We start from the raw sequence: 23,052 nt of genomic DNA on the forward strand, positions 1-23,052 counted from the left end.
GCGCCAGCGCCAACGGGCCAGAGCCTTGATCACTTTCATCCAGAGTTTGCAGCTAACCACCACGGTGCGATCTCAACAGGCGGGGGAATAAGGGGAGCGGCCACGGTAGCGCAGCCGCTCGGGCTAAGCAACTATCACAGCAGTTCGGCGAGACTATCGACTACCAGCCCCGGTTTTTCTTCGGCAATCGGCCGGCCATGGTTATAGCCGTAGCTCACTGCGATGCACGGTACGCCCGCAGCGCGTGCAGCCAGCACGTCGTTGCGCGAGTCACCGATGAACAGCGACTGCGCCGCCTCGACCCCAGCCAGATGCATCACCTGCAGCAGCGCCGCAGGGTCCGGCTTCTGCTGCGGCAGGGTATCGCCGCCGATGATCCAGCGGAAATAACCGCCGAGACCCACCTGCTCCAGCAACGGCGCGACGAAACGCTCCGGCTTGTTGGTCACCACCGCCAGCTCCACAGCTGCAGTGCTGAGCGCCTCGAGCAGCTCGTGCACACCAGGATAGAGTGCGGTCAGGTTGTGGCAGTCGGCGTAGATATCGAGAAAGCGCGCCAGCGCCTCTTCCGTCTCGGCGTCACCCACGGCGGCATGATCCAGACCACCGGCCAGGGCGCGGCGCACCAACACCCGTGCGCCATTGCCGACCCAGTCACGGACCTTTTCAACGCCAGCAGGCGCACGCCCCAATTCGACCAGCATGCGGTCGACGGCTTCAGCCAAATCAGGCACCGAGTCGATGAGCGTGCCATCCAGGTCGAACATCACCAGGCGCGGCAGCTCACCGGCGCACAGCGCGCGCAGCGGTTTCATCCACGCACCTGGGCCAGCTCGGCGCGCATGGCATCGATCACCGCCTTGTAATCCGGCTGATTGAAGATCGCCGAACCGGCGACGAAGGTGTCGGCGCCCGCCTCGGCGATCTCGCGAATGTTCTGCACGTTGACGCCGCCGTCGATCTCCAGGCGGATCTCGCGACCGCTGGCGTCGATCAGCGCGCGGGCTTCACGCAGCTTGTCGAGGGTGCCGGGGATGAACTTCTGCCCGCCGAAGCCGGGGTTGACGCTCATCAGCAGGATCATGTCGACCTTGTCCATCACGTACTTGAGCACGTCCAGCGGGGTGGCCGGATTAAACACCAGGCCCGCCTTGGCGCCACCGGCCTTGATCAGTTGCAGCGAACGGTCGATGTGCTCGGAGGCTTCCGGGTGGAAGGTGATGTAGGAAGCGCCGGCCTCGATGAAGTCGCCGATGATGCGATCCACCGGTTTGACCATCAGGTGTGCGTCGATGGGCGCAGTGATGCCGTACTTGCGCAGCGCCGAGCAGACCATCGGACCGATGGTCAGGTTGGGCACGTAGTGGTTGTCCATGACATCGAAATGCACGATGTCCGCCCCGGCGGCGAGCACGTTGTCCACTTCCTCACCCAGACGGGCGAAGTCGGCGGAAAGGATCGACGGGGCGATGGCGAAGGGTTGCATGGCGCACCTCTAAGGGCTTGGGTCACGGTGGCGCGCATTGTAGCGGCTGTGGCGCCCTTGATCGACAAGCGCAGGAGACAGGACGGGGATCGTGGGAGGCGCTTTAGCGGCGAGCGTCTGGCTTTGTGCCAAGCCGGTCGCGGCTAAAGCCCCTCCCACAATAGCGACCTGATTCAGATACCGCCGAGGCAGAGGTACTTGATCTCCAGGTACTCATCCAGGCCGTACTTGGAGCCTTCGCGGCCGAGCCCTGAAGCCTTCATACCGCCAAATGGCGCCACTTCGTTGGAGATCAGCCCGGTATTGATACCGACCATCCCATACTCCAGCGCTTCGGCTACACGGAAGGTGCGACCCAGATCGCGGGTATAGAAGTAGCCGGCCAGGCCGAACTCGGTGTCGTTGGCTTGGCGCACTACCTCGGCTTCATCACTGAAGCGGAACAGCGGCGCCAGCGGGCCGAAGGTCTCTTCACGGGCCACGCGCATATCCACGGTGACGCCAGTGATGACCGTGGGCTCGAAGAAATGCCCGCCCAACTCGTGCGCCTTGCCGCCCTGAAGCACCTTGGCGCCCTTCTCCAGCGCATCGGCCAGATGAGCCTGCACCTTGGCCACGGCATTGCCGTCGATCAGCGGGCCAATTACAACGCCTGCTTCATCACCCGGGCCAACCCGCAGTTTGGCCACAGCCGCAGCCAGTTTTTCAGCAAAGGCGTCGTAGACCGCATCGTGTACATACAGGCGGTTGGCGCAGACGCAGGTCTGCCCAGCATTGCGGTACTTGGCCACCAGCGCGCCTTCGACCGCTGCGTCGAGATCGGCATCCTCGAAGACAATGAACGGCGCATTGCCGCCCAGCTCCAGCGAAAGTTTCTTCAGGGTCGGAGCGCATTGCTCCATCAATTTGATGCCAACGCCGGTGGAGCCGGTGAACGACAACTTGCGCACGATGGGGTTGGCGCACAGCTCGGCGCCGACTTCGCGAGAACGCTCGGCATCGGCCGGCAGTACGCTGAACAGCCCGGCCGGAATGCCCGCGCGCTCGGCCAGCACCGCCAGCGCCAGGGCACTGAACGGTGTCTGCGGCGCCGGCTTGAGCACCATGGCGCAGCCAGCGGCCAATGCCGGACCGGCCTTGCGGGTGATCATCGCCGCCGGGAAGTTCCAGGGCGTTATCGCCGCGGTCACGCCAATGGGTTCCTTGGTCACGATCAGGCGCTTGTCCGGTTGATGACCGGGAATGGTATCGCCGTAGACGCGCTTGGCTTCTTCGGCGAACCACTCGATGAAGGATGCCGCGTAAAGCACCTCACCGCGCGCCTCGGTCAGCGGCTTGCCCTGCTCGGCCGTCATGATCCGCGCCAGATCTTCCTGATTGGCCAGCATCAACTCGTACCATTTGCGCAGCCGCGCCGCGCGCTCCTTGGCCGTCAACGCACGCCAGGCTGGCTGGGCAGCCTGCGCCGCCTCGATAGCCTGACGGGTCTGCGCGCCACCGATGTTCGGTACGACGCCCAGCGACTCGCCGTTGGCAGGGTTGAAGATTTCAGTCACATCGCCATTGCTGGCGTCGCACCACTGGCCGTCGATATAGGCCTGGTGGCGCAGCAGATCGGGATCGTTCAGTTGCATGATTTTTCTCCTGCTGCCGAGGGAAGAGATCCCCCTCGGCTGAATTAGGGATTGAAGGCCTCACTCGGCTGGCGGCAGATCCTTGGTGAAGGTCTGGTCGTTCTCGCCGCGGAACATCCGTGCTCCGTAGATCAGCGCACACAGACCAACGCCGATGGCGAAGGCCCAGCCGGCGCCCTTGATCGCCAGTACTGCGCCGATCACCCCGGCGATGCCCAGGTCACGCTGGCTGCGTGCCTCCATGATGCCCAGGCGCACGCTCACGTAGCCCTGGATCAGCAGGGTCAGCGCCAGCGCCACACCGAGAATCGGCTGCACCAGCGTCACCACCGGCAACAACAGCAGACCGGTATTGGTGCCCCAACGGAATGAGCCGACCCCGCCGTAGATCGATTTCATCGCCTTGGCGCCACCCTTGAAGCGTTCGGTGATCACCACCTGCATGGCGGACCACTGCGGACCACACATGGCCACGTCCGGCCCGAAGATGCTCATGAAGGCATTGCGCCCACCAAAGATCAGGTGCGAGCGGTTGGGGTTGAAGTCGACCTTCTCGTCACGCCGTACATGGTCGGCTTCACCGAGGATTGCCTTGGCGCCAAGCACGTCACCGAACACCACCAGATAGGCGGCGAACACGGTGGGAATGGCGGTGACGAACATCATGAGTGGCGGCATGCCGAGGCCGAACACGGTGTATTCGTTCCACAGGGTGACGAAGTCCGGCTGGCTGATACCCCACTCGATGCTGGGCCAAGGTGCCTCGCCGAAAATCGGCGCGACGATCACCGCCAGCAGGATGATCGGGAAGATGCCCAGCTTGGCGAAGTTCCACCAGAAGCGATTGCGCTTCTTCAGCTCCTGGAAATGGATGGAAAACACCAGGTAAAAGGCGATGCCGATGGCGATGGAAATGGTCCAGGGGAAGCTATCGAAACGACCGCCTTCCTTGAATACCGTCACCACCGCGCTAAGGCCGGCGCCCATGATGATGCCGGCCTTGAGCGCAGAGGGCACCAATGACACCACCTTGCGCGCCATACCCGTCATGCCCAGGCCTATCGAGAACACCCCAAGCATCAACTGGAAGGCAATCAGCGCATGCACCCGCTCCGGGCCCTCCGGGAACTGGCTGCAATAGGCCATCAGCAGTGGGATCGCCGGGGTGATCCAGCCCGGAACGACCGGGTCGCCCAGCAAATGGTGAGTCAGGTACAGCAGGCCATTGAGCATGACAACTGCCAGCGCCACCTCGAAGGGCATGCCGAGGAACTCGGTCATCAGCGGAATCGCCGCCAGATCCACCGCGCACATGAGCAGGCCCTGCATGTAGTCGGAGATCTCGAAGCGGTAATGAATGAAAGGCAGACGCACCTTGAATGGCCCCACCGGCCAGTAGGGGGCTTCCACACCAAGGTCTTGTTGATGCAGTTCGGACATTTGAGTCACCCAGCTTTATTAGAGTTGTATTTCAGCCGGCCCCAGCACACTGGGGCCTTTCATCTTCGTTGCGATAATCAGTAGGCAGCGCGGTAGATCTGTTCGATGTCGCCAGCAGTCAGGCGCCGCGGATTGTTGCGCATCAGTCGATCGATCTTGCTCGCTTCCTCGGCCATAGCCGGAATGGCGTCTTCCGGCACACCGAAGCTGCGCATGCCCTTGGGGATGTCGACGTCGGCGCACAGCTCGGCCATGGCCTCGACGGCCAGGTCGGCGGCGGCCTTGTCGCTCAGGCCATGGGTTTGCACACCGAGAGCAGTGGCGATCTCGGCCATGCGCTCGACGCAGGCCAGCTTGTTCCAGGCCATCACGTAGGGCAGCAGCAAGGCATTGCTGACGCCATGAGCGATGTTGAAACGTCCGCCCAGGGGATACGCCAGCGCATGCACCGCGCCCACGCCGGCATTGCCGAAGGCCATACCGGCCATCAGGCTGGCGGTCGCCATGTCTTCGCGAGCGAGCAGGTCAGCCGGATTGGCATAGGCCTTGGGCAGCGCCTTGGCGATCAGCTTGATCGCGCCAATGGCCAGGGCATCGGTGATCGGCGAGGCATTGACCGACAGGTAGGACTCCACCGCGTGCACCAATGCATCGACGCCGCTGGCAGCGGTCACGCCGCGCGGGCAGGTCAGAGTCATCAGCGGACTGACCAGGGCGACGTCCGGCAGCAGGTAATCGCTGACGATGCCCTTTTTCAGTTGCGCCTTCTTGTCGGAGAGGATCGACACGTTGGTCACTTCCGAGCCAGTGCCGGCGGTGGTCGGAATGGCAATCAGCGGCGGGCCCTTGCGCTTGATCTGATCGACACCGAACAGCTCTTCCAGTGCACCGTCATGCCCGACATAGCCAGCCACTGCCTTGGCGATGTCGATGGCGCTGCCGCCACCGACACCGATCAGGCCATCGTGACCGCCGTCGCGGTAAACCTTGGCGCAGGCTTCGACGATGGCGATCTCCGGCTCCGGCTCTACACCTTCATAGATGCCATAGCGGCGCTCACCGAGCTGCTTGAGGACATGCTCGACCGTACCGGACTTGATCAGGATGGCGTCGGTAACGATCAGCGGATTGGTGATATTCAATCGAGGCAGTTCGAGCGCCAGTTGCTCCACGGCCCCCTGGCCGGTCAGCAGCTTATTGGCGATCTTGAATGCGGCAGTGTTCATCAGCAGGCCCCTTTTGCGTTGTTATGCTGAACGGGTTCGGGGCTTGCCATAGCCATTCCTGTGCCAGCTCGCCGAAAGCGGCGTGGTAGAAGGCTTGCGTCGATTTGTCACAGCGCGCTGCGGGCTGCACTTGATCAGAAAATCAATCAGAAGAGCCTATTACGATCCATTTTCCAATCAACCCTGCTCCCAGCGCTTCATCTTCTGCACCAGCGTCGCCTGGCTCAGACCGAGCACCTTGGCCGCTTCACGGGTGGTCTTGTGCTGCATCAGCGCACGGCGGATGAGGCGCCGCTCGAGGTTCTCCACCTGCTTGCGCAATGGCAGTAGGTCGTCGACATCGCTGCGAGCGACGCGCATTTCCTCCGGCAGATCGCACAGTTCGATGCGTTCACCACTGCAGGTCACCACCAGGCGCTCGACCAGATTGATCAGCTCACGGATGTTGCCGGGCCAGGCGTAGTCGGTCAGCGCGTCGAGCGCCTCGAGCTCCCAGCTCAGCACTCGACCATAACGCTGATTGAATTCGGCCAGGTAGAAATCCAGCAACGGCTGAATTTCCTCGGAACGCTCGCGCAGCGCCGGAATGTGGATCGGCACGACGTTGAGGCGGTAGTAGAGGTCGGCGCGAAAGCGGCCCTCGGCGACCATCGTGCGCAAGTCGTGGTGAGTGGCGGTGATGATGCGTACATCCACCTCCTTCAACTCCAGACCACCGACCGGGATGAAGCGGCTCTCCTCGATAACCTTGAGCAGCTTGACCTGCAGCGGCAATGGCAGATCACCGATCTCATCGAGAAAAACCGTGCCCTGGTGCGCCAGCTCCAGCAGACCGCGCTTGCCCTTGCTGCCGGCGCCGGTGAACGCGCCTGGCACATAGCCGAACAACTCGGCCTCGATCAGGTTCTCCGGCAGCGCACCGCAGTTCAGCGCCAGAAACGGCTGCGCCGCGCGCGGGCTGCTCTTGTGGATGTACTGGGCGATCAGGGTCTTGCCGACACCGGTCTCACCCTGCAACAGCACCTTCACGTCGCTGGCCGCGACCTGCCGCGCCTGCATGAAGACGCGCCCCGAAGCGGGCTTGTCGGCGACCGGCGAGGCATCGAGCAGGTCGTCACGCTGACCGGCATGCAGCTTGGCCGTGCTGTTGCGCAGCTGCTTCAGTTGCTGCAGCTCGTCGCGCTCGTGCTTCATGCGCAGCAGCTCAGTCATGTCGCGCACGGTACTGACCACGTAGCGCACGCGTCCATCAGCGGCGAAGATCGGCGTACCACTGACCAGCAGGCGTTTGCCCTGGCTGACGCTCTGCATCAGCGACAGCGCCTTACCTTCCTTGAGCACACGCAAGGACACCGACTGCGAGATCACACCCTGCTCTACCAGCGCCTGCATGTGCTGGCCGACGACATCCTCGGCACGCAGCCCGGTCAGGCGCTCATAGGCACTGTTGACCTTGAGGGTGATGCCATCGGCGTCGGTGATGTAGACGCCATCGTGCAACGCGTCGATCAGCTCGCGAAACCCGGGATCATCGAAGTCCATCTGGCCGCCTTGTTACGAAGGAGAAACTACACATTCTACGCCCGGAAACGAACAAGGCCCCGCCGGTTTCCGGCGAGGCCCTGAGCATGCAGCTACAGCGATTTATTCCGGCGTCGAAGTTCGCAGCTTCTCGCTGCGCCCACGCAGCCACTCCAGAGTCAGCAGCAGCAGGACGGAGAAACCGATCAGCAGAGTCGCTGCGGCAGCGATGGTCGGCGACAGGTTCTCGCGGATGCCGCTGAACATCTGCCGCGGCAGGGTGGCCTGCTCGGGGCCGGCGAGGAACAGGGTCACCACCACTTCGTCGAACGAGGTGGCGAAGGCGAACAACGCACCCGAAATCACGCCCGGAGCGATCAGCGGCAGGGTCACCCGGCGAAACGCCGTCAGTGGCGAGGCCCCGAGGCTGGCGGCGGCGCGCACCAGGTTGTGGTTGAAGCCCTGCAGCGTGGCCGACACGGTGATGATCACGAACGGCACGCCGAGCACGGCATGCACGAGGATCAGCGACAGGTAGCTGTTGCCCATGCCCAGCGGCGCGAAGAACAGGTAGCTGGCGACACCGATGATCACCACCGGGACGATCATCGGCGAGATCAGCAGGCTCATCACCAGCGCCTTGCCACGGAATTCGCCACGGGTCAGACCGATGGCCGCCAGGGTGCCGAAGACCATGGCCAGCAGAGTGGCGGCCGGGGCGATGATCAGGCTGTTCTTCAGCGAACGCATCCAGTCGGCAGACATGAAGAAGTCCTCGTACCAGCGCAGCGAGAAGCCCTGCAGCGGGTAGACCAGGAAGGTGCCTGAGTTGAACGACAACGGCACGATCACCAGCACCGGCAGGATCAGAAACAGCAGCACCAGGCCGCAAAGAATGCGCAGGCCGTAGTACCAGAGGCGCTCGACGGGTGACATGTAGGGACTGAGCATGGCTGTGACTCCATTTAGCATTTAGCTCCCCTCTCCCATTTATGGGAGAGGGGCTGGGGGAGAGGGCGCTCTTCTTGTGCCCTCCTCCCGAGTTCGGTTACCGAGAGACGGGGGTGCCGAAACAAGCACCCTCTCCCGCCCTTCGGGCACCCTCTCCCATAAATGGGCGAGGGTCATCAGATGGTCTGCTGCGCAGACCGCTTTTTAACCCAGGCGCAGTTTGCTGGCGCCGACCAGCCAGCTGTACACCACGTAGAGCACAAGCGTCGCGGCCAGCAGCAGGCCGCCGAGGGCCGTGGCCATGCCCCAGTTGATGGTGGTGTTGGTGTAGAAGGCGACGAAGTAGCTGATCATCTGGTCGTTCGGGCTGCCCAGCAGCGCCGGGGTGATGTAGTAGCCGATCGACAGGATGAACACCAGCAGGCAGCCGGCACCGACTCCGGCCAGCGTCTGCGGGAAGTACACCCGCCAGAAACTGGCGAACGGGTGGCAACCGAGCGACACCGCCGCACGCATATAGCTGGGCGAGATACCCTTCATCACGCTGTAGATCGGCAGGATCATGAACGGCAGCATGATGTGGACCATGGCCACGTACACACCGCTGCGGTTGAACACCAGTTGCAGTGGTTGCTCGATGATCCCCAACGATATCAGCGCGCTGTTGATCAGCCCTCCGGACTGCAAGAGCACGATCCAGGCCGCGACGCGCACCAGGATCGAGGTCCAGAACGGCAGCAACACCAGAATCATCAGCAGGTTGCCCTGCCGCGTCGGCAGGTTGGCCAGCAGGTAGGCCAGCGGATAGGCCAGCACCAGGCAGATGGCGGTGATCACCAGGCTCATCCAGAAGGTGCGGGCGAAGATATCCAGGTAGATGGCCTGATCCGGGGTGGCCTTGGCCAGTTCGCCGAGGTCGTCGATGCGGTGATCGAGCGCGGCCAGCAGATAGTACGGCGTGACCGACGACGCATTGCGGCGGATCACCTGCCAATAGGCGGGGTCACCCCAGCGCTCGTCCATGTCGAGGAAGGCTTCCTGGTAGGACGCCGGCTCCTCGCGCAGCGGCAGCTTGCGTGCGGTCGCGCTGACCAGGCTACGGAAGCCCGCCAGTTCCATGTTCAGGCGCTTGGACAGATCGCCAAGGCTCTGATTGCGCCGCGCCTCGAGCATATCGCTGGCAATCGCCCGGTATACCGCCTCATCCGGCAGGCCACGGCCATCCCAGGCAGCAATCGCCTCGACGGTGCGCGGCAGGCTGCCGACCACTTCCGGGTTGTCCACACTGCGCATGAGCAACGCGCCGATGGGCAGCAGGAAGGTCAGCAGAAGGAACAGCAACAACGGCAGGATCAGCGCCTTGGATTTCAGGCGATTGAAACGCTCGGCACGGGCCAGTCGCTGCTTCAGGCTCGGCCCGGGCAAATCATTGGCAGGCAGTACGGCGGCCATGGACAACTCCGCAAGCAAGAAAGGAATTCAGACGGCCCCGCCATGAGGCGGGGCCGGATAGGCGACTTAGCGCGCGGCCCAGGCGTTGAAACGTTGCTCCAGCTGCTCGCCGTAGTCAGCCCAGAAGGTCACGTCGATGGCCACCTGGTTGGCGATGTTTTCCGGGGTGGTCGGCATCAGGTTCAGACGCTCCGGCGCCAGCAGCTCGATGGCCTGCTTGTTGGCCGGGCCGTAGGCGATATTCTCGGAGTAGGTCTTCTGCGCTTCAGGCTTGACCGAGAAGGCGATGAATTCCTTGGCCAGTTCGGCATTCTTGGCGCCACGCGGGATGGCCCAGGAATCGAAGTCATAGATACCGCCGTTCCACACCACCTGCAGGTTGCTCTCGCCCTGCACGGCAGCGATACGACCGTTGTAGGCCGAGCTCATCACCACGTCGCCGGAGGCCAGGTACTGCGGCGGCTGGGCGCCAGCTTCCCACCACTGGATGTTCGGCTTCAGCTCATCGAGCTTCTTGAATGCGCGATCCTGGCCTTCCTTGGTGGCCAGCACCTTGTACACATCCTTGACCGGCACGCCATCGGCCATCAGGGCGAATTCCAGGGTGTACTTGGCGCCCTTGCGCAGGCCACGCTTGCCTGGGAATTTCGCTACATCCCAGAAATCGGACCAACTGGTCGGTGCGGCGCTCAGTTTGTCGGCGTTGTAGGCCAATACCGTGGACCAGACGAAGAAGCCCACGCCGCACGGCTGGATGGCGCCGTCGATGAAGTTGGACTCATCGCCGAACTGGGCCGGATCGAGCTCCTCGAACAGGCCTTCGTCACAACCGCGGGCCAGTTCCGGCGACTCCACCTCCACCAGATCCCAGCTCACGCTACGGGTATCGACCATGGCTTTGACCTTGGCCATTTCACCGTTGTATTCGCCGCCCAGCACCTTGTTGCCGGTTTCCTTCTCGAAGGGTTCGTAGAACGCCTTGACCTGCGCCGCCTTGTTCGCGCCGCCGAAGGATACCGCTGTCAGATCCACCGCCAGTGCCGGCATGGCACAGCTAACGCCCAGGGCCAACGCCGCGAGCTTCAGGGATTTCGTCATTCTTATCAGCTCCTCTGTGTTACGGGGTAAAGGTGAAGCACTGCGCGAAAGGCTCACTCGATGTGGAGTGGATCCAGCGCGCGGACATGCTCGACAGACCAGCCGAGCGGAACCAGGTCACCAACCGTCAGCGCCGGATCGAGCTCGGCCACGGGTTGCTTGACGTAGAAATCGGACTTGCCGCAGACCTCCATGCGGATGCGCACGTGGTCGCCCAGGTAAATGAACTCGGCGATACGCCCGGAGAAGCGGTTCGGGCAGGCCTCGCTGTGGCCGTTGAGGCGAATGCGCTCGGGACGAATCGACAGGCTCACGGCCTCGCCAACGGCGCCGACGTTGACCGCCGTGGCGCGCACCTCCTCACCGCGCGCCAGGCGCACCACGCACTGCTCGCCATCGCGGCTGACCAGCTCGCCAGCCAGACGATTGTTCTCGCCGATGAACTGGGCGACGAAGGTGTTGTGCGGCGCTTCGTAGAGTTCGCGCGGTGGGGCGATCTGCTGGATCTCGCCCTGATGGAACACGGCCACGCGGTCGGACATGGTCAGCGCCTCGCCCTGATCGTGGGTGACGTAGACCACGGTTACGCCCAGGCGCTGGTGCAGGTGCTTGATCTCCATCTGCATGTGCTCGCGCAGTTGCTTGTCCAGCGCGCCGAGCGGTTCGTCCATCAGCACCAGTTGCGGCTCGAACACCAGCGCACGGGCCAGGGCCACACGCTGCTGCTGGCCACCGGAAAGCTGGCCCGGATAACGGTTGCGGAAGCTGTCGAGCTGCACCATGGACAGAGCGCGCTTGACCCGCTCGCTGATATCGGTGCGCGACATGCCGCGCACGCTCAGCGGGAAGGCCAGGTTCTCGGCCACGGTCATGTGCGGGAACAGCGCGTAATTCTGGAACACCATGCCGATGTCGCGCTTGTGCGGCGGCAGTTTGTTCAGCGAGCGGCCATCGAGGAGGATTTCACCAGCGGTCGGCGTCTCGAACCCGGCCAGCATCATCAGGCTGGTGGTCTTGCCGGAACCGGACGGGCCGAGCAGGGTCAGAAACTCACCCTTGCGGATATCCAGGTTGAGGTCTTTGACGATCAGCGTTTCGCCGTCATAGCTCTTCTGCACGCCACGGAAGCTCACCAGTACATCGTTTGCCATCACACCACACCCTTGTTCTTGTCTCAGGCCGATGAGCCAAGATTAGGTCGGCGAGACAGGGTGAAAAATCGGGCGGGATGACAAGCTGATATCAGGCGCGAGGAGAATCTGCTGTAGGAATTGCCCTACAAATTCCGAGTGATCGCATCGGTTATACAGTGCATGAAAACCGTGGGAGCGGCTTCAGCCGCGAAGCTCCGGTGGGCGATTCATCGTGGCTGAAGCGGAGTGCCGCCCAGCCGCTCCTACGAAAGCGGTCGCTCAGACCAGGCGATGCTCCATGGCGTAACGCACCAGATCTGCCATCGAATGCGCGCCGAGCTTCTGCATCAGGCGCGCCTTGTGCGTGCTCACGGTCTTGTTGCTGATCGCCAGGTGCAGAGCGATATCGTTGACGCCCTCGCCCCGCACCAAACGCTCGAACACCGAGAACTCGCGCTCGGACAACTGCGCATGGGGCGGCCGAGAATCGGTCAGACCGACCTCGAAGACCATGCGGTCGGCCAACGCCGGGTCGATATAACGACCACCGCTGGCCACCTTGCGAATCGCCGTGATCAGCAGCGCCGGATCGCTGTCCTTGGTGGCATAACCGGCGGCACCGGCCTTGAGCGCACGCGCCGCCATCTGCGCCTCGTCGTGCATCGACAGCACCAGGATAGCCGGCGCCTCGGTCAGAGCACGGATACGCGGAATGGCCTCCAGACCGTTGACGCCGGGCATGGAGATATCCAGCAGCACCACGTCGCAAGGCGTGCGCCGCAGCACCTCTATCAGTTGCTCGCCATTGCAGGCCTCGCCGGCAACCTCGAGATCACGCGCCATGCCGATCAGCTGCTTGATGCCTTCCCGCACGATGGTGTGGTCTTCGGCCACCAGTACCCGAATCACGCTGCGATCTCCTCTTCCAGATTGATGCGCGCGCACAGGGTAGTGCCCTCGCCCGGCAGGCTGTCAATCTGCAACTGGCCACCGAGCATGAGCATGCGCTCCTGCATACCGACCAGGCCGAAGGATTGTCCCGGCTTGCGCAGCGCCGGATCGAAGCCCTTGCCATCGTCGACCACCGACAGACACAGGCTGCCGCCCTCCTGCCACAAACGCACCTCGACGCTGTGCGCGCCAGCGTGGCGCATGATGTTGGTCAGCGCCTCCTGAAGGATGCGGAACATGCCGATGGCCTGGGCGTCCGGCAAGCGCGGCAGGTGCTCGGGCACTTCGACCAGGCAGGGAATCTGCGTGCGCTCCTCGAAGCGCCGCACCTGCCACTCGATGGCCGAGGCAATGCCGGCATCGAGAATCGGCGGGCGCAGCGCCGTGGCCACATCACGCACCAGCTGGAACAACTGGGCGATCAGGCGCTTCATGCTATTAAGGCGCTCGTCCAATTCAGGAATCTGCCCGGCGCAAACCAGCTCGCACATCGCTGTCTCCAGCTTGAGTACGGTCAGCACCTGGCCCAGCTCGTCATGCACTTCACGGGCAATGCGCGCCTTCTCTTCCTCGCGCACGCTTTCCAGGTGCGCCGACAATTCGCGCAGACGCGCGCGCGAATCGGCCAGCGCCAGCTCGGCCAGCTTGTTCTCGGTGATATCCCAGAGGATGCCGTCCCACACCACCCGGCCGTTACCCAGCGGTCGCGCGGTGGTGCGGATGTCGGCCCACAGTACCTCCTGCTCGGCGGTGAGGATGCGCCCCTGCCAGTACCAGTCGCTCTCACCTTCCAGCGCCAGGGTCTGGCTGTTCAGGTAGCTGCTCAGGTCCTGCGGATGCACCAGACTGCGAATGCCACGCTCCTCGCGCTGCAGCTCCTGCGCCGGCCAGCCGACCATCTCCTGACTGGCCTCGCTGATGTAGGCGAAGTTGACCACCGCTCCCGGCCCAGCCCGCTCCAGACGAAACACCAGGCCAGGCACGTTACCGGCGATACCCTTGAACCGCGCCTCGCTCTCCTCCAGCGCGGCGCGGGCACGGCGGCGCTCGGTCACGTCGCTGAGAAACACCACCAGATACTCGGCCTGGCGATAGCGCAGAAAACTCAGCGAAACGTCAGCCGGCATGCGACTGCCATCGGCACGCAGGCAGTCCACCTCGAAGCTGGGTGAGCCGTCATCCTGCTCGCGCACGCGTTTCCACAGGTTAAGCCAGCGGTCCATATGCAGGCCGGGCTCCAACTGACTCAATGGCTTGTCCACCAACTCGCCGGGGGCGTAGCCGAGCATGCGTTCGGCGGCGCGGTTGGCGTAGCGCAGGTGGCTATCCCAGTTGACCCAAAGAATACCTACCGTGCTGTGATCGATAGAGAACTGGCTCAGGCGCAATGCCTCGGCGGCCTGCTGATGGCGATCCAGTTCGCCGCGTGCAGCCAACAGCCCACGCTCCAGCGAACGTGTCTGCTGCCGCTGCCGATAAAGCGCTGTCGCACCGAGCATCAGAATCAGGGCGAAAAATAACGCCAGGGTCTTCCAGAAGCCGACGAAGTCGGTGGATTGCGGATAGCGCAGCGGCATCCAGGTATCGCGCAACTCCTCCAGTTCACGGGCAGGCAGCGCTTGCAAAGTCCGGTCGACAATACCGGACAGAAGCGGCTGGTCACGCCGCGTAGCCAGGCGCAGCAGCTGCGGCAGGCCGATATCACCGACGATGCTCAAGCTGGAGAAACGCGATTCGCGGAGCAGCAGGCTGAGGCTCGCTTCATCCAGCACGGCGTAGCTGACTTCCTGGTTGAGCACCAGCAGCAAGGCGGCGCGCTCCGACGGAGTCGCACGCAGACGCAGGTTGGTGTGGGTGCGTTCCAGGTATTCGGCAGCCTGGCTCGGCGTGCGCAACGCCACCGTCTGCTCCAGCGGCAATTGATCGAGATCCACCGCACCGCTGCCACTGCGCTCGCCAACTACCAGATGCGGCACACGCAGGTAGGGCATGGAGTAATGCCAGATACGCAGACCAGCCGGCGTCTGCTGCAGCCCCGGCGCCAGGTCCACTTCACCGGCGTTGGCGGCCTGATCCAGCGCCTCCTGGCTCGTATACAGGCGCCATTCGGGCGCGACACCCATGCCTTCGAGCAAGCGCTGCATCAGCTCGACATTGGCGCCCGTCAGCTGCCGGTTCTGTCCGCGCTGCACCCAGGGCGCCTGCTGGATCAGACCCACGCGCAGCACTGGATGCTCCTTGAGCCAGGCACGCTGCTCTGCGTCGAAAGCCGGGCGCAATGGCATGCGCGCGCTCTCAGCCCAGACGCCGGATGTCGCCACTATCAACAGGTAAATAAGGGAACGGAGAAGGGACTTCATGCACGGTGAATCCGCTGACGCGATTGCTTACCTTACTCCAGTCTTTCGCTAATGGCCTGACAAAAGCGAAGCTCGGCATTAGGCTCTGTAGCAGACCCCAAGGAGCTTCATCGATGCGCCTGAACTCACTCGCACTGCTCGGTTTCTGTCTGCTCTGCGCCACCACGAGCTGGGCCCAGGAACCGACCGGGGATGCCCAGAGCGCCACGCCTGGCGAAGCCGATACGCCGGCCTCGAACGAGCGGCCGTCTCTACCCGAGCGTAGCGTCAGCGATGCGCTGACGCTGGAGCAGCGCCTGGACAAACGTGAGCAGCAGATGCTGCAGGCCGGCGCCGAAAGTTTCCTCGCACTATGGCTGCCGGCCAACGTCGGCGAACCCAGCGGTGCGGTGATTCTGCTACCCGGTGACGTGGAAAACGCCGACGGCGCCGCCGCAGTGGGCCCGCTACGACGCAAGCTGCCTGACGCCGGCTGGCACAGTCTGAGCCTGACACTACCGGACCCGGACGGAGACCCGCTGCCGCTACGTGATGCAAGCGCCGAAACCGCAGCGGCGCCCGCTGATTCTGCAAGTACCGAGACAGCTCCCGCTGCCGATAGCCCGCCACAGCCACCGGAAACACAAGCCACACAGACCACGGACAGCGGCACAATCAGCCCGGATCAACGGCGCCAGGCCCATGTCGAACGCGTGATGGCGCGCATCGATGCCGCCATCGCCTTCGCCAGCCAACAGCAGGCCAAGGAAATCGTCCTGCTTGGCCACGGCAGCGGCTCCTACTGGGCCGCGCGCTACCTGAGCGAACGCAAGCCCGCGAATGTCCAGAACCTGCTGATGGTGGCGGCGGATGTACCAGCAGGGTTCGCCCCACCGCTGGACGAACTGGTCGCCCAACTGCCGGTGGCCACTGGCGACTTCTTCTACAAGGATCAGGCCACCGACCGCACGGCTGCCCTGAAACGTCTGCAAGCCAGCAAGCGGGCTAAGCTGCCCACCTATGTACAGGTAGCGATGAAGGCGCTGCCGGGCAACCTGGATGTCCAGGAGGAGCAGCTGTACCGCCGTCTACGTGGCTGGTTGAAACTGCATATTCGCGCTGCGGGCAGCTAACGGATTCCGCGACGCTGGCGAATCAACGCATAGGCCTGATGCAGCTGACGCGTGGTGTCGGTGGCTTCACGAATGCGCTCAGGCGAGGCGCCCGAGCCAGCCAGTTTGTCCGGGTGATGCCGGCTGAGCAGGCGCCGGTAGGCGCGTTTGATCTGCTCAGGCTCGCTGCCTTCATTGACACCTAGCAGTCGCAACGCCTCCTGATAACTACCGCCCGCCGGCGCAGGTTGCTGGCTGCGACGTGGCGCGTACTCCTCGCCCAGGCTATCGAGTCGGGCGCTGTCCCAGCCGAGCCACTTGCCCCAGAGCAGGATCAACTCATGCTCACTGGCCGACACCCTTCCATCGACCCAGGCCATGCGCCAGCAAGCTCGCAGCATGGCATCGGCACGCTCGCGCTGACGCTGCAGCGGGGCACGCAGGTTGTCACGCCCGGTCTTGCCACGGGCGAAGGCTTCGATGGCACGACGCTGAGCCACCGCGTCCAACCCCAGCCGCTGCATTTCCGAACGCGCCTGCTGGATATGGCTCTGTACCACCCGGCCGTCACTCTTGGCCAGACGTCCCAGCATCAGAAACAACAAGTCGTCATCCGTCGGCGCAGCACGACCGCCCAGACGCTCACGCAGATTGTCCCAGCCGTGCAGGCGCAGGCGACGGTCCAGCACCTGCCCAAGTAGACCGCCAAGCAGTGCACCCGGAATGCTGGCCAGAGCGAGCCCGGCCGCCGCCCCGAGCATGGTGGCCGGCCACAACACCTAACGTGCCTCCTGCAGCAAGCGTTCGACTTCAGCCAGGCGCTCGTGCGTACCGACGTCGACCCAACAGCCACCATAGTGCTCACCACTGACCTGCCCTGCCGCCATGGCCTCACGCAGCAGCGGCGCCAGCTTGAAGGCGCCCGGCGCAGAGCCGGCGAACAGACGCGGATGCAGCACGGCGAGACCGCTGTAGGTCAGCCGCTCGCCTGTCGCCTCGCCGTCATGGACCTGACCTGCCGCGAGAATGAAATCGCCCTGCGGGTGATGGGCCGGGTTATCCACCAGCACCAGATGCGCCAGACCGACGAGCGACTGGCGCAGCGCGGCGAAAGCGTAGTCGGTGAAGACATCGCCATTGACCACCAGAAACGGCTCAGCACCCAGCAGCGGCAGCGCCTTGAAGATGCCGCCACCGGTCTCCAGCGGCTCGCCTTCGGCGGAATAGACGATACGCACGCCAAAGCGCCCACCATCGCCCAGGTAATCCTCGATCTGCTGGCCTAGCCAGGCATGGTTGATCACCAGCTCGGTGAAGCCCGCAGCCGCCAACGCCCGGATGTGGTACTCGATCAACGGCACACCCGCCGCCTTTACCAGCGGCTTGGGCGTATGCAGGGTCAATGGCCGCATGCGCTCGCCCTTGCCCGCCGCGAGGATCATCGCCTTCATGCACGTGCCCCTTGATCTTGCACCAGGCTGGCGAACAGCTCACCCAGCTCGGCGAGCTCCGGCCGACGTGCCAAAACGGCGTCTATATAAGAGAAGAAACGCGGTACGTCGCCCAGGTACTTGGGCTTGCCATCGCGGTGACAGATGCGCGCGAAGATGCCGATGACCTTGAGGTGGCGCTGCACGCCCATCAGGTCGCTGGCCCGCAGAAAGTCGTCGAGCGATGCCTGCACCGGAATACCCACCGCCTTGGCGCGCTCCCAATACCCGCGCAGCCAGTCCTGCACGCGCGCCTCGGGCCAACTGAGGAATGCATCCTTGAACAAACAGGTGATGTCGTAGGTGACCGGGCCATTGACGGCATCCTGAAAATCCAGCACGCCGGGGTTCGGCGCGCTCTGCATCAGGTTGCGCGGCATGAAGTCGCGATGCACCACTACCTTGGGTTGTTCCAGGGCGCTGTCGATCAACAGCCTGCTGATGCGCTGCCAGGCGGCCTCCTGCTCGGCGGTAAATCTGTATCCCAGATGACGCTGCACGTACCACTCGGGAAACAACTGCAACTCACGGCGCAGCAACGCCTCATCGTAATGCGGCAGATGGCTGTCGAGCGGCAAGCGCTGCTGCTGCAGCAAGGCCTCGATAGCATCGTCGAACAATTGGTCGGCGTTGTGCTCGTTGATCACGTCCAGATAGGTCTGGCGGCCCAAGTCATCGAGAATCAGGAAGCCCTGCTCAAGATCGGCAGCCAATACCTGTGGCACATGCACACCTGCACTGGCCAGCAGGGCCGCAATACGGACGAACGGTTCGCAGTTCTCCTGAGGCGGTGGCGCATCCATCAGAATCAGGCTGCGCTCACCGGCCTGCCAACGAAAATAGCGGCGAAAGCTGGCGTCGCTGCTGGCGGGAGTGAGCTCGGCCTCCGGGACCGCTCCCCAGTCGCGTGCTGCGAACAGGAGGGGCAGTTGCTCGGCGAGCCAGGTTTGCAGCTGTTGCAGACGTACATCGTGTTCAGACATCAAGGGGTCTCCGACGGCGCTAGCCGTTGCGCGGGTCATGCTTTATTATCCAGCATCTTTTTCAGCCCATCGAGAGGCGTGCGGCCCCTGGGCCGATAGCGCGCAGGAAGCCCGGACTAACAAGATGGCAGTAAAATACCCCGCGTTCCGCAAGAAATTCCCGCTGCTGGTCACCGGCAGCCTCCTGGCCTTACAGCCCGCGTTCAGCCTACAGTCCTTTGCCGCCGAGCAATACGATTGCCAGGCATCGCCCACGGGCGGCTGGGCCTGCGCGCCGAAATCGGCGGCCAGCGCCCTGCCTCCGCGCCCGGTGCACAGCCGCGATGCTGTCAGCTCGGGTGGCACCACCAGCGAGGCGGTAGCCAAGCAGGATGCTGCCCCGGTGCTGGTCACCGAGAGCAAGGGCCGTGCCCTCACCTCGCGCAGCCCCGATTACAGTCACTTGGACTGGGTCCCGCGCGATAAGTTGACTGCCGCGCAGTTGGCCGAGGCTGGCCCTTACTGCGCAGGCGCCTATGTCGAGCCGCTGCGTCCGGGCATGGATGACACCACGCCGCTGGACGAGTCGCCGATGTTCGTTTCTGCCAAAGCCTCGCGCTTCGAGCAGGAAAAGCAGATCGCTACCCTCGCCGGTGATGTCGTCCTGCGCCAATCCGGCATGCAAGTCGAGGCCGACGAAGCCAGCCTGCACCAGACGGAAAACCGTGGCGAACTGGTCGGCAACGTACGCCTGCGTGACAAGGGCATGCTGGTGGTCGGCGACCGCGCCGAACTGCAGCTGGATAATGGTGAAGCCCGTATCGACAATGCCGAATACGTGATGCACCAGGCCCACGTGCGCGGTAGCGCGCTCTACGCCAAGCGCGAAGAGACCGCGATCATCCGCCTCAAGGATGGCACCTACACCCGTTGCGAGCCGGGCGACAACGCCTGGCACCTGAAGGGCAACAACGTCACCTTGAACCCGGCGACTGGCTTCGGCACCGCCACCAACGTGACGCTGCGGGTCAAGGACATTCCGGTGTTCTACACCCCGTACATCTACTTCCCGATCGACGACCGTCGCCAGTCCGGCTTTCTGCCGCCGAGCATCGGCACGTCGAGCAGCAACGGTTTCTCGCTACAAACACCGTACTACTTCAACCTGGCGCCGAACTACGACGCCACGCTGTATCCGACCTATATGGCCAAACGCGGCCTGCTGATGGAAGGTGAGTTCCGCTATCTGACCGAGAGCAGCGAAGGCCAGGTCGGCGGCGCATGGCTGAACGATAGCGAAGACGAGCGCAAGCTTCAGTCCGAGTACGAAGACCAGCGCTGGATGTACAGCTGGCAACACAAACAGGGCCTGAACTCTCGTCTGCTCGCCGAAGTCGACTACACCGACATCAGCGACCCCTACTACTTCCAGGATCTGAATACCGATCTGGGCATCGAAACCCAAACCTATGTAAACCAGCGCGGCACCCTGACCTATCGCGGCGATAGCTACACCGCACGCTTGAACCTGCATGCATACAAGCTGGCCAATATCACCGATGTAACGCCATACGACCGCCTGCCGCAGATCACCTTGGACGGCAAGCTGCCCTTCAATCCGGGCGGTCTGGACTTCACCTATGGCACCGAATACGTGCGTTTCGATCGCAACCTGCGCTCAGGCTTCTTCGTCGACAAAGACGGTGTGACGGGGCGCCCGCAAGACCTCTGGTACGACGAACGACTGGCTGGCCTGGCAAGAGCTGATGGCGAGCGTCTGCACCTCGAGCCTGGTGTTAGCCTGCCGCTGGACTGGTCCTGGGGCTACATCAAGCCGCAGGTCAAGTACCTGCAGACCAACTACGACCTCAGCCTGGATCAGCAGGGCAAGAACACCCTTCTTGCCGAGCAGGAGTACAAGGGTACGCAGAGTCGTGGCGTCGGCCTGTTCAGCCTCGACAGCGGCCTATACTTCGACCGCAACACCCAGCTGTTCGGTAAAGATTTCCGTCAGACCCTGGAACCGCGCGCCTTCTACCTCTATGTTCCGGAAGAAGACCAGACCGATATCCCGGTATTCGATACTGGCGAACCGACCTTCAGCTACGCCTCGCTGTGGCGCGAGAACCGCTTCAGCGGCAAAGATCGCATCGGCGACGAGAACAAGTTGTCGCTGGGTGTGACCAGCCGCTGGATCGAGCCGAACGGCTTCGAGCGTCAGCGTTTCAGCATTGGTCAGGCCTTCTACTTCGAAGACCGCAAGGTACAACTGCCAGGCATCGATTACCGCACCCGCCAGGAAGCCACCGCGGACGTGTCGCCTTATGCGTTAGCGTACCTGTATCGCTTCAACCGCGACTGGCGCTTCTCGTCCACCTTCAACTGGGATCCGGACCAGCACGCCACCCGCTCGGGCAGCGCGATGTTCCACTACCAGCCAGAAGCCAATCCGGGCAAGATCGTCAACTTCGGCTATCGCTATCGTAACGACACCGTGCGCTATGACCGTGACAGCGGTACCTGGACCACCAACCCGGACTACGGTAACGAGACCCTTGCCGACGGCTCGGCGAACCCCAACTACATCAAGAACTACTACAAGATCGACCAGCATGACTTCTCCGTCATCTGGCCGCTGGCTCCGCAGTGGAGCCTGATCTCGCGCTGGCAGTACGACTATGGCCGCAACCGTACTCTCGAAGCCTTCGGTGGTTTCGAATACGACAGCTGCTGCTGGAAGCTGCGCCTGATCAACCGCTACTGGATCGATTACGACGAAGTCAGCCTCGACCCATCGCGCAACGACGAGCCGGACCGCGGCATCTTCCTGCAGATCGTCCTCAAGGGCCTCGGCGGCGTTGTTGGCAACAAGGTGGAAACTTTCCTCGACCAAGGCATTCAAGGTTACCGTGAACGTGAAGACCAAGCTTTCTGATCGCCTGCGCCCCTTGCTGTTGGGCGCAGCACTGCTGGCGGCAACGGCTCAGGCCCAGGTTCGCCCACTGGATCGCGTCGTGGCCATCGTCGACAACGACGTGGTTATGCAGAGCCAACTCGACGCTCGCCTGCGTGAAGTGCAGCAAACCATCGACAAGCGCGGCGGCTCCCTACCTCCTGGCAACGTACTCAGCCAGCAGGTGCTCGAGCGCCTGATCATCGAGAACATCCAGCTGCAGATCGGCGACCGCTCCGGCATTCGCATCACAGACGAAGAACTGAACCAGGCCATGGGCACCATCGCTCAGCGCAATGGCATGAGCCTGGAGCAGTTCCGTGAAGCACTGGCACGCGACGGCCTGTCCTATGCCGATGCGCGTGATCAGGTGCGTCGCGAGATGGTCATCAGCCGTGTGCGCCAGCGCCGCGTTGCCGAACGCATTCAGGTTACCGATCAGGAAGTGCAGAACTTCCTCGCTTCCGACCTGGGCAAGATGCAGCTGTCGGAAGAATTCCGTCTGGCCAACATCCTGATTCCGGTTTCCGAAGGTGCGTCCTCCAGCGAAATCCAGACGGCCGACCGTCAGGCGCAGGAGGTTTATCAGCAACTGCAGCAAGGCGCGGACTTCGCCCAACTAGCCGTCTCTCGCTCTGCCAGCGAGAACGCCCTGGAAGGCGGTGAAATGGGCTGGCGTAAAGCGGGTCAGTTGCCTCCGCCGTTCGACAACATGATCAGCCAACTGAACCCGGGAGAGGTTACCGAGCCGGTGCGTACGCCGGGCGGTTTCATCATCCTCAAACTGATCGAAAAGCGCGGCGGCGACACCCAGGTGCGCGACGAAGTGCACGTGCGCCACATCCTGATCAAGCCCAGCGAAATTCGCAGCGAAGAAGAAACTCGTCGTCTGGTCGAGCGTCTGTATCAGCGTATCGTCGATGGCGAGGATTTCGCCGAGCTGGCGAAGAGTTTCTCCGAAGACCCAGGCTCTGCGCTCAACGGCGGCGACCTGAACTGGATCGACCCGAACGCCTTGGTGCCCGAATTCCGCGAGGTGATGAACAACACCCCAAGCGGTGAGCTGTCCAAGCCGTTCAAGAGCCCTTACGGCTGGCACGTGCTGGAAGTCATGGGCCGCCGCGCCACTGACAGCAGCGCACAGTTCCGTGAGCAACAAGCCGTTAACGTGCTGCGCAACCGCAAGTACGACGAGGAACTGCAGGCCTGGCTGCGCCAGATCCGCGACGAAGCCTACGTCGAGACCAAGCTGTAACAGCGTCATCGCGTACGAAAGCCCGGCCCTGTGCCGGGCTTTTTCGTTA

The 23,052-nt window shown here is 63.1% G+C and carries 18 protein-coding genes; 3 read left to right on the plus strand and 15 right to left on the minus strand.

Going from position 1 to position 23,052, the window contains the following annotated elements:
- Positions 1-134: 134 nt before the first annotated feature.
- The 12 genes from RTH74_RS12810 to RTH74_RS12865 form a co-directional block, all read right to left on the minus strand.
- Positions 135-815 (minus strand): phosphoglycolate phosphatase, encoded by a 681-nt coding sequence (locus tag RTH74_RS12810; RefSeq protein WP_316914908.1) that lies wholly within the window; start codon positions 813-815, stop codon positions 135-137.
- Positions 812-1,486 carry a ribulose-phosphate 3-epimerase gene (rpe, locus tag RTH74_RS12815; protein WP_013717380.1) on the minus strand — a complete coding sequence of 225 codons (675 nt, stop codon included), beginning with the start codon at positions 1,484-1,486 and terminating at the stop codon, positions 812-814. Before rpe ends, RTH74_RS12810 begins: the two co-directional genes overlap by 4 nt.
- A 173-nt stretch (positions 1,487-1,659) precedes the next feature.
- A complete protein-coding gene (gene gabD / locus RTH74_RS12820; protein ID WP_316914909.1) occupies positions 1,660-3,120 on the minus strand; it encodes an NADP-dependent succinate-semialdehyde dehydrogenase in 1,461 nt (486 codons plus the stop codon).
- Positions 3,121-3,180: 60 nt separating this feature from the next.
- Positions 3,181-4,560 (minus strand): membrane protein, encoded by a 1,380-nt coding sequence (locus tag RTH74_RS12825; protein ID WP_017675656.1) that lies wholly within the window; start codon positions 4,558-4,560, stop codon positions 3,181-3,183.
- A 77-nt stretch (positions 4,561-4,637) separates the two neighbouring features.
- Positions 4,638-5,786 carry an iron-containing alcohol dehydrogenase gene (locus RTH74_RS12830; protein WP_316914910.1) on the minus strand — a complete coding sequence of 383 codons (1,149 nt, stop codon included), beginning with the start codon at positions 5,784-5,786 and terminating at the stop codon, positions 4,638-4,640.
- Between the two features lie 177 nt (positions 5,787-5,963).
- The gene (locus RTH74_RS12835; protein WP_316914911.1) at positions 5,964-7,328 is read right to left on the minus strand and encodes a sigma 54-interacting transcriptional regulator; all 1,365 of its coding nucleotides are present in this window, start codon (positions 7,326-7,328) and stop codon (positions 5,964-5,966) included.
- 102 nt (positions 7,329-7,430) lie between these two features.
- Positions 7,431-8,258 (minus strand): ABC transporter permease, encoded by an 828-nt coding sequence (locus RTH74_RS12840; protein ID WP_017675659.1) that lies wholly within the window; start codon positions 8,256-8,258, stop codon positions 7,431-7,433.
- 204 nt (positions 8,259-8,462) lie between these two features.
- A complete protein-coding gene (locus RTH74_RS12845; protein WP_099525821.1) occupies positions 8,463-9,710 on the minus strand; it encodes an ABC transporter permease in 1,248 nt (415 codons plus the stop codon).
- A 66-nt stretch (positions 9,711-9,776) separates the two neighbouring features.
- Complete coding sequence (locus RTH74_RS12850) at positions 9,777-10,808, minus strand: ABC transporter substrate-binding protein (RefSeq protein ID WP_316914912.1); 1,032 nt, start codon at positions 10,806-10,808, stop codon at positions 9,777-9,779.
- A gap of 53 nt (positions 10,809-10,861) precedes the next feature.
- On the minus strand, positions 10,862-11,959 hold the full coding sequence (locus RTH74_RS12855) for an ABC transporter ATP-binding protein (protein ID WP_106733191.1): 1,098 nt from the start codon (positions 11,957-11,959) through the stop codon (positions 10,862-10,864).
- A 261-nt stretch (positions 11,960-12,220) separates the two neighbouring features.
- A complete protein-coding gene (locus tag RTH74_RS12860) occupies positions 12,221-12,850 on the minus strand; it encodes a response regulator transcription factor (protein ID WP_072425039.1) in 630 nt (209 codons plus the stop codon).
- Positions 12,847-15,252: a PAS domain S-box protein gene (locus RTH74_RS12865; RefSeq protein ID WP_316914913.1), complete on the minus strand. Its 2,406-nt coding sequence runs from the start codon at positions 15,250-15,252 to the stop codon at positions 12,847-12,849. Before RTH74_RS12865 ends, RTH74_RS12860 begins: the two co-directional genes overlap by 4 nt.
- A 113-nt stretch (positions 15,253-15,365) precedes the next feature.
- Between RTH74_RS12865 and RTH74_RS12870 the strand changes: the two genes are divergently transcribed.
- Positions 15,366-16,364, plus strand: a complete 999-nt coding sequence (locus tag RTH74_RS12870) for an alpha/beta hydrolase family protein (RefSeq protein WP_316914914.1) — start codon at positions 15,366-15,368, stop codon at positions 16,362-16,364.
- Here RTH74_RS12870 and RTH74_RS12875 read toward each other — a convergent pair.
- Genes RTH74_RS12875 through RTH74_RS12885 form a run of 3 tightly spaced genes read right to left on the minus strand, consistent with a single transcriptional unit; the run spans position 16,361 to position 18,816 of the window.
- The gene (locus RTH74_RS12875) at positions 16,361-17,122 is read right to left on the minus strand and encodes a DnaJ domain-containing protein (protein WP_125879580.1); all 762 of its coding nucleotides are present in this window, start codon (positions 17,120-17,122) and stop codon (positions 16,361-16,363) included. The two genes, RTH74_RS12870 and RTH74_RS12875, sit on opposite strands and share 4 nt — an antisense overlap.
- Positions 17,123-17,794, minus strand: a complete 672-nt coding sequence (gene murU, locus RTH74_RS12880) for an N-acetylmuramate alpha-1-phosphate uridylyltransferase MurU (RefSeq protein WP_316914915.1) — start codon at positions 17,792-17,794, stop codon at positions 17,123-17,125.
- A complete protein-coding gene (locus RTH74_RS12885) occupies positions 17,791-18,816 on the minus strand; it encodes a phosphotransferase (RefSeq protein ID WP_316914916.1) in 1,026 nt (341 codons plus the stop codon). Before RTH74_RS12885 ends, murU begins: the two co-directional genes overlap by 4 nt.
- A gap of 124 nt (positions 18,817-18,940) precedes the next feature.
- On the opposite strand from RTH74_RS12885, the gene RTH74_RS12890 reads away from it, so the two are divergent.
- Positions 18,941-21,730 carry an LPS-assembly protein LptD gene (locus RTH74_RS12890; RefSeq protein ID WP_316914917.1) on the plus strand — a complete coding sequence of 930 codons (2,790 nt, stop codon included), beginning with the start codon at positions 18,941-18,943 and terminating at the stop codon, positions 21,728-21,730.
- Positions 21,711-23,003 carry a peptidylprolyl isomerase gene (locus RTH74_RS12895; protein ID WP_316914918.1) on the plus strand — a complete coding sequence of 431 codons (1,293 nt, stop codon included), beginning with the start codon at positions 21,711-21,713 and terminating at the stop codon, positions 23,001-23,003. The genes RTH74_RS12890 and RTH74_RS12895 overlap by 20 nt, the downstream gene beginning before the upstream one ends.
- Positions 23,004-23,052: the final 49 nt, after the last annotated feature.

The sequence above is a fragment of the Pseudomonas sp. zfem001 genome, assembly GCF_032621725.1.
In the GTDB taxonomy this organism is placed as follows: Bacteria; Pseudomonadota; Gammaproteobacteria; order Pseudomonadales; family Pseudomonadaceae; genus Aquipseudomonas; species Aquipseudomonas sediminis.